Source organism: Streptomyces sp. DSM 40868, from assembly GCF_011820545.1.
GTDB lineage: Bacteria > Actinomycetota > Actinomycetes > Streptomycetales > Streptomycetaceae > Streptomyces > Streptomyces eurythermus.
On sequence record NZ_CP050504.1, the window covers coordinates 5,532,046 to 5,545,773 of the forward strand.

Below are 13,728 nucleotides of genomic sequence, written 5' to 3' on the forward strand. Positions count from 1 at the left end.
GGCGTATACGACGGCGCCCGGACCGTGGGGTGGTCCGGGCGCCGGGGGAGGGGACGGGGTCGGTTACGGGAGGGCGTGGACGTGGGCTCCCACGCTGTTGGACCAGGCGTTGCCCGAGGCCGCGTCCCAGTTGGTGGACCAGGTCATCGCGCCGCGCAGGTCGGGGTAGGTCTTGGACGGCTTGAAGGTGCCGCAGTTGGCGGCCTTCGTCAGGCAGTCCAGGGCGTTGTTGACGACCGTCGGGGAGACGTAGCCGCCGCCCGCCGCACGGGTGGAGGCGGGGAGGCCGAGGCCGACCTGGGACGGGGACAGGCCGCCTTCCAGCTGGATGCAGGCCAGCGCGGTGAGGAAGTCGACCGTGCCCTGGCTGTAGACCTTGCCGTCACAGCCCAGCATCGAACCGCTGTTGTAGTACTGCATGTTGACGACCGTCAGGATGTCCTTGACGTTCAGGGCCGTCCGGAAGTACGAGTTCGACGTCGACTGCATGTCGATCGTCTGCGGGGCCATCGTGATGATCAGCGAGGGGCCCGCCTTCGCCGACAGGGAGCGCAGGGCCTGCGTCATGTACGTCGCGTTCAGTCCGTTCTCCAGGTCGATGTCGACGCCGTCGAAGCCGTACGTCTGCATCAGGGAGTACACGGAGTTCGCGAAGTTCGTCGCCGAGTTCGCGTCGCTGACCGACACCGAGCCCTTCTCGCCGCCGACCGAGATGATGACCTTCTTGCCAGCCGCCTGCTTGGCCTTGATGTCCGCCTTGAACTGGTCGACCGTGTAGCCGCCGAGGCCGGCCGAGTCCAGGTTGAAGGTCACCGCTCCCGGCGTGGACGTGGCGTCCGCGAAGGACACCGCGATGATGTCGTAGGCCGACGGGACGTCCGACAGCTTCTGGACCGTGGCCCCGTTGTTGAAGTTCTGCCAGTAGCCGGTCACCGCGTGCTTGGGCAGGGAACCGCCGCCCCCGCCGCCCGAGCCGGCGGTCGTCGTGCCGGTCACCGTGGCCGACTTCGCCGACTCGCCCGCCGCGTTGGTGGCCGTCACCTGGAATGAGTACGACGTCGAGGCCGCGAGGCCGGTGACCGTCGCCGAGGTGCCCGACACCGCCGTGACCTTCGTGCCGTCGCGGTAGACGTTGTAGCCCGTCGCACCGGACACCGCCGACCAGGACAGGGAGACCGAGGAGGACGTCGAGGACGACACGGCGAGTCCGGACGGGGCCGCCGGGATCGTCGGGTTCGGGTTGCCGCTCCCGCCGCCGTCGGGGCCGTAGACGGAGAGGTCGTCGGCGTAGTAGGCCGCCTGCCCGTACCAGCCGTGGGTGTAGACCGTGACCGAGGTGGTGGAGGAACCGGTGGTGAACGTCGTCTGGAGCTGCTTCCAGGACGGGGTGTCGGGGGTCCAGGTGGAGACGTCCGTGGTGCCCGTGCCCGTCACGCCCAGGTAGGTGTAGCCGCCCTGGACCCACGCGCTCAGCGTGTACGTCGAGTTGGGCTTGACGGCGACCGTCTGGGAGCACTTGGCGGTGTCCTGGCCGGCCGGGGTCGCCTTCAGGGCGCCGGTGCCGCCGTGCACGGGGGACGTGACCGTCGCGCCGCTGCCGGCGGTACACGTCCAGTCGGCGAGGCCCGACTCGAAGCCCGCGTTCCGCACGTTGTTCACGTCCGCCGCCGAGGCGGGGGAGGCCGCGGCGAGGCCCGCGACCGTGAGGGCCAGGGCGGTGGCGGCCGACCATGCCGCGAGGCGCCGTCCGGTGGGTCTGGGTATGCCTGGTGCGCGGTCCACTGAAGCCTCCGGTGGGGAGTCGGACGGGGAGAGAAGGGGAGAGAGGACGGTGGCCACCGCTCGCCCTACAAGTTGGTCCAGACCAATCGAGGGTGTCAAGAGGTCCAGACCGGAAACGTTTCGAGGCGACGGCTCAACCTGTCCTGGTTTGGCGGGGCTTGCGGCGGGAGAGTTCCCCACCGGCTTGCCTCACGCTGTTCTCCCGGTCATACGGCCGTGGATACAGTGCTCGGGTAGTCACGCAATGAAGTCGTCCCGGCGCACCGGAGTGACCCCGGTGGGCCGACGGATGTGAAGAGCGGAGAGCTGCGCGTGCCAACAGCCATTGCCGTGACCAGCGCCGACATGGCGCTGCCGGCGCAGGACGAGCGGACCGTGCCCGCCGTCGTGCTGACCGGACTCGACCGCGGGCCGCTGGACGAGGGCCTCGCCGGACTCCACCGGCTCACCGAGCAGCACGGATACGTGGTCGTCGTCTGTTCCGAGGCCACCCCGGAGCCGGTCGTCCGGCGGCTGCACACCCTGCGCGCGCTGCTGGAGAGCGACCGCATCGCCCTGTTCCGGCCCGCCCTGCCCCCGCTCGGCGTCGCCGTCCTGGCCCGGCAGCTGCGCCAGCTCGCCTCCTGCGATCTGAGCCCGGGCGTGCTCGCCTCCGCCGGACGGCTGCTCACCCACTACATCCACGCGGGCGCCGTCCTCGGCTCGGTCGCCCGGCTGGACCGGGTCCCGGTCGGGCTGAAGGCGCACGCCAGGTCATGGGTGCCCGGCAGCCAGTTCGCCGTCCTCGCCCACCCCGAACCGCAGGTGGTCCGCGTCGGCCCCGAAGCCGACCTGAAGGGTCCGGAGTTCGGCACCTGGATGCTGGTCGCCAAGGGGCAGGCGCACAGCGACTGGGTCGCCGGCCTCGGCACCCGGTGGGGGGTGCACGGACTGCGCGAGGCCCCGCTGCCCGCCGAGTCCCCGGCGTGGTGGGGGACCGGCCGCCTGGTCGAGTTCTGCGGCTACCTCGCCGACCTGTCCGTCCTCTACCAACTGGTCACCTCCGTACGGCAGAGCCGCTGTCACTGGTGCGGCCTCGACGTCATCGGCGACCGCTGCGTCTTCTGCCGCGCCACCTCCGCAGTTCCCGCCCCACCCCGCGCCCTGGAATCGCGAACGCCCGCCTGACCTGCGCGAACCGACCCGTCCCGCTCGACCGATTCCCCCAATGAGGTTGCACGGTCCATGAACTCCCGTCAGCGCCGCGGCGTCTTACTGCTGATCCTGTCGGCCCTGTGCGCTCTGGGCGCGTTCGCCGGCGTGCTCTCCTTCGTACACGACGTGAACACCAAGGTCGGGCCCGAGACCACCGCCTACCGGGTCAGGTCCGAGGTGAAGCCGTACACCACCCTGGACGCGGACCAGTTCGAGAAGGTCGAGATGCCCAGGCGGTGGCTGTCCGGCAACGCCGTCACCGACCTGGCGCAGATCCGCGGCAAGATCGCCGTGACCACCCTGCGCGCGGGCTCCCTGCTCCAGACCGACATGATCGTGGACCGGCCCGCCCTCCAGCCCGGCCAGCAGGAGGTCGCCATCCTGATCGACGCGGCGACCGGCGTGGCCGGGAAGATCACCCCGGGCTCGCGCGTCAACGTCTACGCCACCTTCGAGGGACGCAAGGAGGGCGACCCCGACCAGTCGAAGATCATCGTCACCAACGCCCGGGTCCTCGACGTCGGCCGGATCACCGTCCTCGACCCCGACGACGACGGCCGCCGCCGGCCCACCGACGCCGTCCCCATCACCTTCGCGCTGTCCACCCTCGACGCCCAGCGCCTCACCTACGCCGAGTCCTTCGCCCAGCGCGTCCGGCTCGCGCTCGTGGCCCCCGGCAGCGAGACCAGCGTCCCCGACCAGGACCGCACCTACGAACTCGCGACGGACAAGTGAGAGGCGGCCATGCCCACCAGGATCCTCCCGGCCGGCGCGGACCCGGACGCCGTCCGCTCCCTCACCACGCTGCTCAGCCAGCTCCCCGACGCCGAACCGCAGCCCCCGGTCACCGACTCCACCCAGCTGGTGGACACCCTCGCCCGGCTGGCCGCCGAGTCGGTCGAGGAACTGCCCGAGGTCGTCGTCGTCCACGAACGCATCGGGCCCGTACCGGCCCTGGAACTGATCCGCGAGGTGGCCCTGCGCTTCCCGGCCGCCGGTGTCGTCCTCGTCACCAGCGACGCGAGCCCCGGCCTGTTCGCCGCCGCCATGGACTCCGGCGCCCGCGGCCTGGTCGGGCTCCCGCTGTCGTACGAGGAATTGGCCGGCCGGGTGCAGGCCGTCGCCCAGTGGTCGGCGGGGGTACGACGCCACCTCGGGCACGGGGCCGAGACGCCCGCCGGGCCCGGGGGCACCGTCGTCACGGTCAGCGGCGCCAAGGGCGGTGTCGGCGCCACGCTGACCGCCGTCCAGCTGGCCCTCGCCGCCCAGGCCTCCGGCCGCGCCACCGCGCTGGTCGACCTGGACCTGCAGAGCGGTGACGTCGCCTCCTACCTGGACGTCCAGTTCCGCCGCTCGGTGGCCGACCTCGCCGCCATCACCGACATCTCGCCGCGCGTCCTGGCCGACGCCGTCTTCCGCCACGACACCGGGCTCGCCCTGCTCCTCGCGCCCGCCGAGGGCGAACGCGGCGAGGAGGTCACCGAGCGGGCCGCCCGGCAGCTGGTCGGCGCCCTGCGCTCGCGCTACGAGGCCGTCGTCGTGGACTGCGGCGCCCAGCTGAGCGGGGCCGGCGCGGCGGCCGTCGAGACCGCCGACACCGCGCTGCTGGTCACCACCCCGGACGTGATCGCCGTACGCGCCGCCAAACGCACCGTACGGATGTGGGACCGGCTCCAGATCCGCAAGGCCGAGGAGACCGCGGTCGTCGTCAACCGGCACACGCGCGGTACGGAGATCCAGCCCGCGCTGGTGCAGCGCATCACCGGCACCGCGCTCGCCCGGACCGCCGTACCCGCGGCCTACAAGGAGCTGCAAGGCGTCGTGGACGCCGGACGGCTGCACGAACTCGACGGCAGGAGCACGGTGAGGCAGGCGCTGTGGGCGCTCGCGGCGGAGCTGGGGCTGGCCGAGGAGGGACAGCAGCCCTCCCACCGGGGAACCGGCCGGGTGGCGGTGGGCTTCAGGCGGCGGAAGGAATGAGCGGCGCCATGGGACGACCGGACGGGGACCGGGGACAGGTCAGCGTCGAGTTGCTCGGCATGACCCCGCTGATCCTGCTGACGCTGGTGCTGATGTGGCAGGCCGTGCTGGTGGGTTACACCTTCACGCTCGCCGGGAACGCCGCCGACGAGGCGGTGCGGGCCGCCACGGCGGCGCCCCGGGGCGGCGTCCGGCAGGCCGCCTGCGCCGAGGCCGGGCTCAGGCACCTGTCGGGGGCGTGGCGCGGGGACGCGTCGGTGCGGTGCAACACCTCCGGCTACGTCACGGCCGATGTCTCCGTGAAGGTCCCGGTCCTCTTCCCGGGCGTGATCTCCTTCCCCGCCACCGTGCACGGCCACGCCGGGGCCGTGGAGGAGGTGACACGCTGAGATGCCGTACCGCCGAGCGCGCGACCGGGATCGAGACCGGGGGCAAGACCGGGGGCAAGACCGGGGGCAAGTCGCCCTCGAATACCTCGGGTTCATCCCCGTCCTGCTGATCGTCGCCCTGGCCGGCCTCCAGCTCGGTGCCGTCGCCTACGCCGCCGAACAGGCCGGTACGGCGGCCCGGGCCGGGGCCCGGGCCGCGTCCCTGGACCGGTCCTACACCCAGGCCTGCGCCGACGCGGTGAGCGGCGTGCTGGACGTGTCCTGTTCGGCCGCCGAAGGCGACGACACGGTGACCGTCACCGCCACCGTCCACATCCCCGACCTCGTGTGGGACCTGGGCGACGCCACCAAGTCCGCGACCATGCCGCTCGACCACTGACAAAAGGAGGCGACAGACCCATGAGCCTGCGGGCCCGCATCAGCGCTCCGGAGGAGCACGGCAGCCGGGGCGAGGACGGACGCCTGGTCGCCTCCTACCGGGCCAAACTGCTGGAGGAGATCGACCTCGCGGAGATGAGCGCGCTGGCCGCCGCCGAACGCCGGGCGCGCCTGGAGCGGGTGCTCGGGCACATCATCAGCCGCGAGGGGCCGGTCCTGTCCACCGTCGAACGCGCCCAGCTGATCCGCCGCGTGGTGGACGAGGCGCTGGGCCTCGGCATCCTGGAACCCCTCCTGGAGGACGCGTCCATCACCGAGATCATGGTCAACGGCCCCGACGCGATCTTCGTGGAGCGCGGCGGCCGGGTGGAACAACTGCCGCTGCGGTTCGTCTCCGCCGACCAGCTGATGCAGACCATCGAGCGGATCGTGTCGACCGTCAACCGCCGCGTGGACGAGTCCAACCCGATGGTGGACGCCCGGCTGCCCTCCGGCGAGCGGGTCAACGTCATCATCCCGCCGCTGTCCCTGACCGGCCCGGTGCTCACCATCCGCCGCTTCCCGCGCTCCTTCACCCTCCAGGAGCTGATCGACTTCGGCTCGCTGGACGAGCACATGGTGTACCTGCTGGCCGGCCTGGTGCAGGCCAAGTTCAACATCATCGTCTCGGGCGCCACCGGCACCGGCAAGACCACCCTGCTGAACGCCCTGTCCGGGCTGATCCCGCCGCACGAACGCATCATCACCATCGAGGACTCCGCCGAACTCCAGCTCCAGCAGACCCATGTGGTCCGCCTGGAGTCCCGCCCGCCGAACGTGGAGGGCAAGGGCGAGGTCACCATCCGCGACCTGGTCCGCAACTCGCTGCGCATGCGGCCCGACCGGATCGTGGTCGGCGAGGTCCGCGGCGGCGAGTCCCTCGACATGCTCCAGGCCATGTCCACCGGCCACGACGGCTCGCTGGCCACCGTGCACGCCAACAGCGCCGAGGACGCCCTCACCCGGCTCCAGACCCTCGCCTCCATGTCCGACGTCGAGGTCCCCTTCGTCGCCCTGCACGACCAGATCAACAGCGCCGTCGACGTCATCGTCCAGCTCACCCGGTTCGCCGACGGCGCCCGCCGCATCACCGAGATCGCACTGCTCGACAGCCACGGCGGGGAGCCGTACCGGCTGGCCACCGTCGCCCGCTTCGACGCCCGGCCGATGACCCCGGACGGCCGGGTCCACGGCGCCTTCCGGCACTTCCCGCTCCCGCGCCGCACCGCCGACCGCCTCTACATGGCGAGCCAGCCCGTCCCGCAGGCCTTCGGCGTGGCCCGCTCCGCCGACCAGCTCGCCACCCGAGAAGCCAGGTAGGACCCCCACCATGTCACCGAGCACCCTCGCCCAGCTCATCACCGGCGCGACCCTGCTGGCCTGCGTCCTGGCCGTGGCCGGCGTGCACGCCTACGCCATGGGCCGGGCCCGGCGCGCCGCCCTCGTCGACCGGCTCGCGCACACCGGTGCGCCCCCCGCGACCGGCCGCGCACGCCGCTTCGTCGCCCTGGACCGGCGGCTGCGCCGCACCCGCTTCGGCCGCTGGCTGGAGCGGCGCCTGGCGGCGACCGGGCTGAACGTCACCCCCGGCGAGTTCTTCGCCGCCATGCTCGCCGCCGTCGCCGCGCTGTGGCTGATCGGCCAGGCCACCCTGGCGCCGTTCTTCGGCCCGCTCGCCGGACTCCTCGGCGTCGGGGCGGCCCTGCAGTTCCTCAACTGGCAGCGGCAGAAGCGGATCGAACGCTTCATCGGCCAACTCCCGGAACTGGCCCGCATCCTGGCCAACGCCACCCAGGCCGGCCTCGCCCTGCGCACCGCGATCGGCATGGCCGCGGAGGAGCTGGAGGCCCCGGCCGGCGAGGAACTGGGCAAGGTCGCCGACCAGTTGGCCATCGGCCATTCCCTGGACGACGCCCTCGGCGAGCTGGCCGACCGGCTGCCCTCCCGGGAACTCGTCGTCCTGGTCACCACGCTGGTGCTGTCCAACCGGGCGGGCGGGCAGGTGGTCTCGGCGCTGCGCAACCTGACCGAGACGCTGGAGGAGCGCAAGGAGACCCGGCGCGAGATCCGCACCCAGCTGTCCCAGGTGATCATGACCTCGTACGCCGTACCCGTTCTCGGGGTCGGCGCGTTGTTCCTGATGAACGGCGTCAAGGACGGCGCGCTCGACCGCATGACCGGCTCCCCCGTGGGCCAGGCGTGCGTGCTCGTCGCGTTCGTCATGTACGCCGTCGGCTTCGTCCTGATCCGCCGGCTCAGCCGGATCGACGTCTGAGGGAGGTGACCCGTGGAGTTCCTGCTCGCCCTGCTGACGGGCGCCGGCGTCTGGGGCGTCTTCGCCGGCCTGCGCATGTACCGCGCGGACGCCCGGCTCCCCGCCGACCTCGCCGTCGCCCTGGAGGTCGGCGCCACCCGCACCGGCGTGGTCGGCTCGGTCGTCGACCGCCTCGGCATGCGCTGGGCCCCGCTGGTGCTGCGTCTGATGGGCCCCCGGCTGGTCGCCCGCTACCGCCGCAGGATCGACCTCGCCGGCAACCCCGGCGGCCTGACCATCGACCGCTACGCGGCCCGCCGCGCGGTCTACGGCGCGCTGGGCGCCGTCGGCTTCCTGGTCTTCCTGCTGCGCGGCCAGTGGTTCGTGGCGCTGCTCCTGCTGGCCTTCGGGGCACTGTGGACCGAGGTCGGCCTCTGGTCGGCGATCCGGGTCCGCAGACAGGTCATCGAGCGCACCCTGCCCGACTTCCTGGACGTGCTGGCCGTGGTGGTCAGCGCGGGCCTCGGCTTCCGGCAGGCCCTGGACCGGGTCGCCGCCCGCTACGAGGGCCCCTGGGCCGACGAACTGCGCATCACCCTGCGCCAGATGGACCTCGGCATGAGCCGCCGCCAGGCCTTCGCGGAGCTGCGCCGGCGCAACGACTCCGAGCAGGTGGCGATGTTCGTGACCGCGTTGCAGCAGGGCGAGGAGCTGGGCGCGCCCATCGTGGACACCCTGGTCTCCCTGGCCAAGGACATGCGCCGCACCGACGCCCAGAACGCCCGCCGCAAGGCCGCGCGGGCGGTGCCCAAGGCCACGCTGATGATCACCACGTTCATGGTCCCGGCGACGATGCTGCTGCTGGGCGCGGGCCTGCTGCTCGGCTCCGGCGTCGACTTCGGCACGCTCACCGGGAAGTGAGGACGGACGTGACGGTGATGGAGGTGGCGGGCAGGGGGGCGCGCTTACTGGAGCGGTTACGCAGGACGGGCGGCGGCCACCGCTGGGCAGGACCGGGGTGCCCCGGTGCCGGTGGCCCCGGGGCGCGGCCGGGGGGTGTTGGCGGGGAGGGACCCGGACTGCGGCCGGGGCGTTCCGGTGGGGAGGAGTCCGGGGCGTGGCCGGAGCGGGAGGGTGCCCAAGGCCCCGGTGGGCTGCCGGGCCGGGCGGGTGCCGAAGGCTTCCGGGCGTGGGTGCGCGGCGTGGGCGGCGGACCGCGCCGGGCGTGGCCGGGGCGTCTCCGCGCCGGACGGCGCCGGGCGCTGCCGGGGCGTCTCGGTGACGAACACCTCTCGGCGCGGCCGGGCCGGGCGGTTCACGATACCGGCCTGTCGGCCGAGTCCGGCCTGTCGGCCGAGTCCGGCCTGTCGGCCGAGTCCGGCCTGTCGGCCGAGTCCGGCCTGTCGGCCGAGTCCGGCCTGTCGGCCGAGCCCTCCGAGAGGCTCCAGGTCAGTGCCCTTCAGGCGATGTGCCGGCAGGTCTTCGGGTTCCGGCTGGCCATGATCGTCGTATCGGCGCCCGCCGCCCTGCTCAACGCGGCCCCCGGCCTGGGGGTCCGCCTGGCCGGCACGGCCGTGGTCGTCACCGTCATGGTGTCCTACGTCCTCTTCCGCGACTGGGAGCGGTTCGGTCCCCTGCTGCTGCGCCACCCCAGCCTGCTGGCCGCCGACACCCTCTTCGGTTCCTTCCTGCTGGTCTCGGCAGGCCCGGACACCACCCTCGCCTATGTCAGCGTCTGCACCCCGCTGCTGGCCGGGCTGGTCTACAGCTGGCGCGGCGCGGCCTGCTTCGCCTCGCTGCAAGCCCTGATCCTGCTGCTGGTCCACACCACCCTGAAGGCCGGCCGGCCCGAGCCCGTCGCCGAGGCCCTGCTGCTGCCCGGCCTGTGCGTCATCGCGGGCGCCATGGGCTCGACCCTGCGCAACCTGATGCTCCGCTTCGGCGCCGCCACCGAGGCCCTGACCACGGCACGGACCCGGCTCGCGGCGGCGGAGGCGGTCAGCGCCGAACGCGCCCGGCTGGCCAGGGAGATGCACGACTCCGTGGCCAAGACCCTGTACGGCGTGGCCCTCGCCGCCGACGGACTGGCGGCGACCGCGTCGGCCGGCGCCCCGGACCCCGCCCGCATCCGGCAGCAGGCGGAGCTGGTCTCCCGCTCGGCGCGCCGGGCGGCGGCGGAGTCCCGGGAACTGCTGGCCGACCTGCGCCGGGACCCGGCGCGGGCGCCGGAGGACATCCCGTTCTGGCAACTCCTGGCCTACCGGGCCCAGGAGTTCACCCGGCGCACCGGTCTGGAGGTCACCTGCCACTGGCCGGCGGACCACCGCACCCCCCTCCCGCCCCTGCCCGCGCCCGTGGCCCGGCATCTCCTCGCCATCGCCACCGAGGCCCTGGAGAACGCCCACCGCCACGCGTCCGCCGGCCGGGTGGACGTACGGGCGACGCTCGACGGAGACCTGCTCGGGCTCGCGATTCAGGACGACGGCACCGGCCTGCCACCCGGCACCACGCTGGAACGGCTGCGCGAGCGGGGCCACTTCGGGCTGCTCGGCATGGTCGAGCGGGCCGCGCAGGCGGGCGCCCGCATCCGGATCGGCAGGGGCGCGCACGACCGGGGCACGGAGGTACGCCTGGACATCCCCCTGCCCCGGCCCGCGCCCCAGGCCCCCGTCAACCCCTGAGAGGAGGCACCATGCGGTCCTTGCCCGGCACGTCCCGGCCCGGCTTCCCGCCGCCGGCCCCGGCCGCCCCGCCGCTGCGGCTGCTGATCGCCGACGACAACCCGGTGGTCCGGGCCGGTCTCACGGCCCTGCTCTCGGACGGCGCCGGGACCACGGTGGTGGCCGAGGCGCGCGACGGCCGGGAGGCGTACGAGGCGGCGCTGCGGCACCGGCCGGACGTCATCCTGCTCGACGTCCGCATGCCCGGCGTGGACGGCATCTCGGCGCTGCCCCATCTGGTGCCGCTGGCCCCCGTCATGATGCTCACCTACAGCCACGAGACGGAGACCGTACGGGAGGCGCTGCGGCTCGGGGCGGGGGGCTACCTGGTGCACGGCGAGTTCACGACGGAACAGCTGGTGCGGGCGGTACGGGACGTACGGGAGGGGCGCCCGCAGGTGACACCCGGGGCGACCAGGGCGTTGCTGACGGCGCTCCGGTCCGATGCGTCTGCACACTCCGACTCCAACTTCCTTGATGCGTCGGCCATTTCCGAACCCTCGACTCTTTCGCGATTGCAATCACCTATGGGACAGTCGTTCCGCTCGCGGTTCCGGCTGAGCGAAAGGGAGGCGGAGATCATGGACCTCATCGCGTCCGGCATGACCAACCAGCAGATCGCCGCCGCCTGCTTCATCACCGAGAAGACGGTCAAGAACCACATCAACCGCATCTTCGCCAAGCTCCACAGCACCACCCGGTCCCAGGCGACCGCGAAGTGGCTGGGGGTGGCGTGAGATGACGGAGCGGCGGAGCGAATGGGTCCGCGGTTGGGCCCTGGGGCCCTTCGGGGGCGGCAGCGGCCGGCCGTACGGTGCCCGGACCGGAGGCGAAGCTGGAGGGGAAGACCGTGAGCAAATGGTTCCGCACCACCGCCGCGTATCTGCAGTCCCGGGCCGCGCGCGGCGACCGGGGACAGACCGCGGTGGAGTACCTCGGCATCATCGCGGTGGTCGTCGCGATCGTCCTGGCGATCACCGGCACGAGCATCGGCCAGTCGATCTACGACGCGATCACCAACAAGATCGCCGAGGTCACCGGCGGCTGACTCGCGCACGGCACGACACGGGGCAGGCCTTCCCCATCTACCTCACGGTGGTGGCGGGCCTGCTCTTTCTCGCGTTGGCGTACCTCGCGGTCGGCCAGGCGGCCGTCAACCGCGGCGGCGCCCAGACGGCGGCGGACGCGGCGGCCCTGGCGGCGGCGCAGGAGACCCGCGACCAGCTGGCGGACCTGTGGCGGGAGAACCTGGACGACCCGGCGAGCTGGGGGGCCATCTTCGAGGGGGCGGGCGCCGGCGATTCCTGCTGGCGCGCCGATCAGCTCGCCGCGCTGAACGACGCGGCGGTGCGCTGCGCGTTCGACGCGCCGCTCAGCTATGTGGTCGACGCCCGGACGGACAAGTCCGTGGGCGACTCCATCGTCCCCGGCACCGAGAACGTGCACGCGACGGCGCACGCCAGGGCCGTCATAGAACCGCTCTGCACGCCGCCCGAGACGCTGCCGGAGCCGCCCGGGCCTTCCGGGCCTTCCGAGGAGCCGACGGCGCCCCCCGCAGAGGGCTCCGCGCCACCCGGAGACGGCTCCGCGCCGCCCGGTGACGGGCAGCGGCCCCCCGAGCCCCACGACCCCCCGCTGCCCCCGCTCACCTGCGAGGACAAGGTCTGGCATCCCGAGCCGGACGACACCACCGAGCTGCCGGGGCCCGAGGACCTCTTCGACGTCCACCTGGCCGACTCCCCGGCGAACGACCGATGACGAAGGAAGCGACAGTGATGAGCATGCGGTTCGCTGCGAAGGCCCGCAGAGGGCTGGTCGCCTTGACCGTTGCGGCCGGTGTGGCCGTCGGGGTGAGCGGCTGCGGGGGAGGAGGGAGCGGGGAGGACAAGCCGAGCGGACCGGCGTCCGCCTCCTCCGCCGGCGACCCGGGCCCCAGCACCCAGGACGACGACTCCGAACAGCCGCTGGCCGAACTGCGCGGGTCGGACGGCCTGCTCCTGCGGATCACCTCCGCCCAGCGCGACTCGGGCGGCTTCGTGACGGTCAACGGCACACTGAAGAACGACGGGGCCCGGACCGCCGTCATCCCCTCCGCGCTGAGCGGCAACGAGACCGAGATCATCAAGAACGGCAGATCGCTCGGCGGGGCCACGCTGGTCGACCCGAAGGGCAAGAAGCGGTACTACGTGCTGCGGGACACCGAGGGCCGGCCGCTGACGACCACCGGCTTCACCACCCTGAAGTCCGGCGCCACCCTGGCCGTCTTCATGCAGTTCCCGGCGCCCCCGGCCGGCGTGACCGAAGTGGACTTCCAGCTGCCGACGTTCACCTCCGCCGGCATCAAGGTCTCCGGGTGAGGCACACGTGACCACCACACCCCGCCTCGCCCTCGCCGGCGCCCTGCTGCTGTGCGTCCTGAACCTGCCCGCCGCCCCGGCCGCCGCCGACGGCACCGGCCCCGGCGAGCCGCCCCTGACCGAACCCACCGCCGCCGCCCCCGTCGACCCCGACCCCACCGACCCCGACCTCAAGCTCCCCGAAGGCGCCACGCTCGCCGAGGCCAAGGTGCTGGACATCAAGCTGGTCGTGGAGGAGCAGAGCGGGGACGAGCGGCGCGAGGACACCAACGCCGACGTGACCTTCGCCCTCCAGTCCGAGGTGCTGTTCGGCAAGGACAGCGCCAGTGTCGGCGAGGAGGCCAGGACCCGCCTCGCCGTCATCGCCGAGGAGATCAGGAAACAGCGCGCCACCCGGGTCCGCGTCTTCGGCTTCACCGACAGCCTCGGCACCACCACCCACGGCGTCGCCCTGTCCAAGCGGCGCGCCAACGCCGTCCAGGCCGTGCTGGACCAGGACCTGAACACCCCGTCCATCACCTTCGACGTCCGCGGCTACGGCGAGCAGTACCCGATCGCCGACAACGCCACCGAGGCCGGCCGGAAGAAGAACCGCCGCGTCGAGGTGTCGTTCCCCCGCACCGGCCGGTGACCGG

General features: G+C 73.0%; 15 protein-coding genes. 14 read left to right on the plus strand and 1 reads right to left on the minus strand.

The features are described from left to right. Window positions 1-63 precede the first annotated feature (63 nt). Window positions 64-1,782, minus strand: a complete 1,719-nt coding sequence (locus HB370_RS25385; protein ID WP_030778722.1) for a glycoside hydrolase family 18 protein — start codon at window positions 1,780-1,782, stop codon at window positions 64-66. Window positions 1,783-2,127: 345 nt separating this feature from the next. Between HB370_RS25385 and HB370_RS25395 the strand changes: the two genes are divergently transcribed. The 14 genes from HB370_RS25395 to HB370_RS25460 all read left to right on the plus strand — a co-directional run bounded on the left by HB370_RS25395 (window position 2,128) and on the right by HB370_RS25460 (window position 13,724). Continuing rightward, the gene (locus tag HB370_RS25395; protein WP_244406050.1) at window positions 2,128-2,949 is read left to right on the plus strand and encodes a hypothetical protein; all 822 of its coding nucleotides are present in this window, start codon (window positions 2,128-2,130) and stop codon (window positions 2,947-2,949) included. A gap of 57 nt (window positions 2,950-3,006) precedes the next feature. Continuing rightward, a complete protein-coding gene (cpaB, locus tag HB370_RS25400) occupies window positions 3,007-3,711 on the plus strand; it encodes a Flp pilus assembly protein CpaB (protein WP_030778726.1) in 705 nt (234 codons plus the stop codon). Window positions 3,712-3,720: 9 nt separating this feature from the next. Further along, window positions 3,721-4,956 (plus strand): P-loop NTPase, encoded by a 1,236-nt coding sequence (locus HB370_RS25405; RefSeq protein WP_030778728.1) that lies wholly within the window; start codon window positions 3,721-3,723, stop codon window positions 4,954-4,956. 8 nt (window positions 4,957-4,964) lie between these two features. After that, entirely contained in the window at window positions 4,965-5,345 is a 381-nt protein-coding gene (locus HB370_RS25410; RefSeq protein ID WP_037700935.1) for a pilus assembly protein, read from the plus strand. A gap of 1 nt (window position 5,346) precedes the next feature. Continuing rightward, window positions 5,347-5,724, plus strand: coding sequence for a TadE/TadG family type IV pilus assembly protein (locus HB370_RS25415; protein ID WP_030778731.1), 378 nt, complete (start codon window positions 5,347-5,349; stop codon window positions 5,722-5,724). A gap of 20 nt (window positions 5,725-5,744) precedes the next feature. Continuing rightward, on the plus strand, window positions 5,745-7,082 hold the full coding sequence (locus HB370_RS25420) for a CpaF family protein (protein WP_030778733.1): 1,338 nt from the start codon (window positions 5,745-5,747) through the stop codon (window positions 7,080-7,082). A gap of 10 nt (window positions 7,083-7,092) precedes the next feature. Continuing rightward, window positions 7,093-8,037 carry a type II secretion system F family protein gene (locus tag HB370_RS25425; protein ID WP_030778735.1) on the plus strand — a complete coding sequence of 315 codons (945 nt, stop codon included), beginning with the start codon at window positions 7,093-7,095 and terminating at the stop codon, window positions 8,035-8,037. Window positions 8,038-8,049: 12 nt separating this feature from the next. Next, window positions 8,050-8,937, plus strand: coding sequence for a DUF5936 domain-containing protein (locus tag HB370_RS25430; RefSeq protein WP_030778737.1), 888 nt, complete (start codon window positions 8,050-8,052; stop codon window positions 8,935-8,937). Window positions 8,938-9,380: 443 nt separating this feature from the next. Beyond that, window positions 9,381-10,697 (plus strand): histidine kinase, encoded by a 1,317-nt coding sequence (locus HB370_RS25435; protein WP_244406051.1) that lies wholly within the window; start codon window positions 9,381-9,383, stop codon window positions 10,695-10,697. Between the two features lie 11 nt (window positions 10,698-10,708). Next, window positions 10,709-11,473, plus strand: coding sequence for a response regulator transcription factor (locus tag HB370_RS25440; RefSeq protein WP_030778741.1), 765 nt, complete (start codon window positions 10,709-10,711; stop codon window positions 11,471-11,473). Window positions 11,474-11,586: 113 nt separating this feature from the next. After that, a complete protein-coding gene (locus HB370_RS25445) occupies window positions 11,587-11,784 on the plus strand; it encodes a membrane protein (RefSeq protein ID WP_030616442.1) in 198 nt (65 codons plus the stop codon). Further along, a complete protein-coding gene (locus tag HB370_RS25450; protein WP_030778743.1) occupies window positions 11,781-12,494 on the plus strand; it encodes a pilus assembly protein TadG-related protein in 714 nt (237 codons plus the stop codon). The genes HB370_RS25445 and HB370_RS25450 overlap by 4 nt, the downstream gene beginning before the upstream one ends. A gap of 17 nt (window positions 12,495-12,511) precedes the next feature. Further along, window positions 12,512-13,093, plus strand: a complete 582-nt coding sequence (locus HB370_RS25455; protein ID WP_030778745.1) for a hypothetical protein — start codon at window positions 12,512-12,514, stop codon at window positions 13,091-13,093. Window positions 13,094-13,100: 7 nt separating this feature from the next. Continuing rightward, window positions 13,101-13,724: an OmpA family protein gene (locus HB370_RS25460; RefSeq protein ID WP_030778747.1), complete on the plus strand. Its 624-nt coding sequence runs from the start codon at window positions 13,101-13,103 to the stop codon at window positions 13,722-13,724. Window positions 13,725-13,728: the final 4 nt, after the last annotated feature.

What these genes read in the sequence shown, in the direction of transcription:
- HB370_RS25395 (WP_244406050.1), top strand. Translation starts at nt 2,128, where the DNA reads ATGGCGCTGCCGGCGCAGGACGAGCGGACCGTGCCCGCCGTCGTGCTG.
- cpaB (WP_030778726.1), top strand. Translation starts at nt 3,007, where the DNA reads ATGAACTCCCGTCAGCGCCGCGGCGTCTTACTGCTGATCCTGTCGGCC.
- HB370_RS25405 (WP_030778728.1), top strand. Translation starts at nt 3,721, where the DNA reads ATGCCCACCAGGATCCTCCCGGCCGGCGCGGACCCGGACGCCGTCCGC.
- HB370_RS25410 (WP_037700935.1), top strand. Translation starts at nt 4,965, where the DNA reads ATGGGACGACCGGACGGGGACCGGGGACAGGTCAGCGTCGAGTTGCTC.
- HB370_RS25415 (WP_030778731.1), top strand. Translation starts at nt 5,347, where the DNA reads ATGCCGTACCGCCGAGCGCGCGACCGGGATCGAGACCGGGGGCAAGAC.
- HB370_RS25420 (WP_030778733.1), top strand. Translation starts at nt 5,745, where the DNA reads ATGAGCCTGCGGGCCCGCATCAGCGCTCCGGAGGAGCACGGCAGCCGG.
- HB370_RS25425 (WP_030778735.1), top strand. Translation starts at nt 7,093, where the DNA reads ATGTCACCGAGCACCCTCGCCCAGCTCATCACCGGCGCGACCCTGCTG.
- HB370_RS25440 (WP_030778741.1), top strand. Translation starts at nt 10,709, where the DNA reads ATGCGGTCCTTGCCCGGCACGTCCCGGCCCGGCTTCCCGCCGCCGGCC.
- HB370_RS25455 (WP_030778745.1), top strand. Translation starts at nt 12,512, where the DNA reads ATGAGCATGCGGTTCGCTGCGAAGGCCCGCAGAGGGCTGGTCGCCTTG.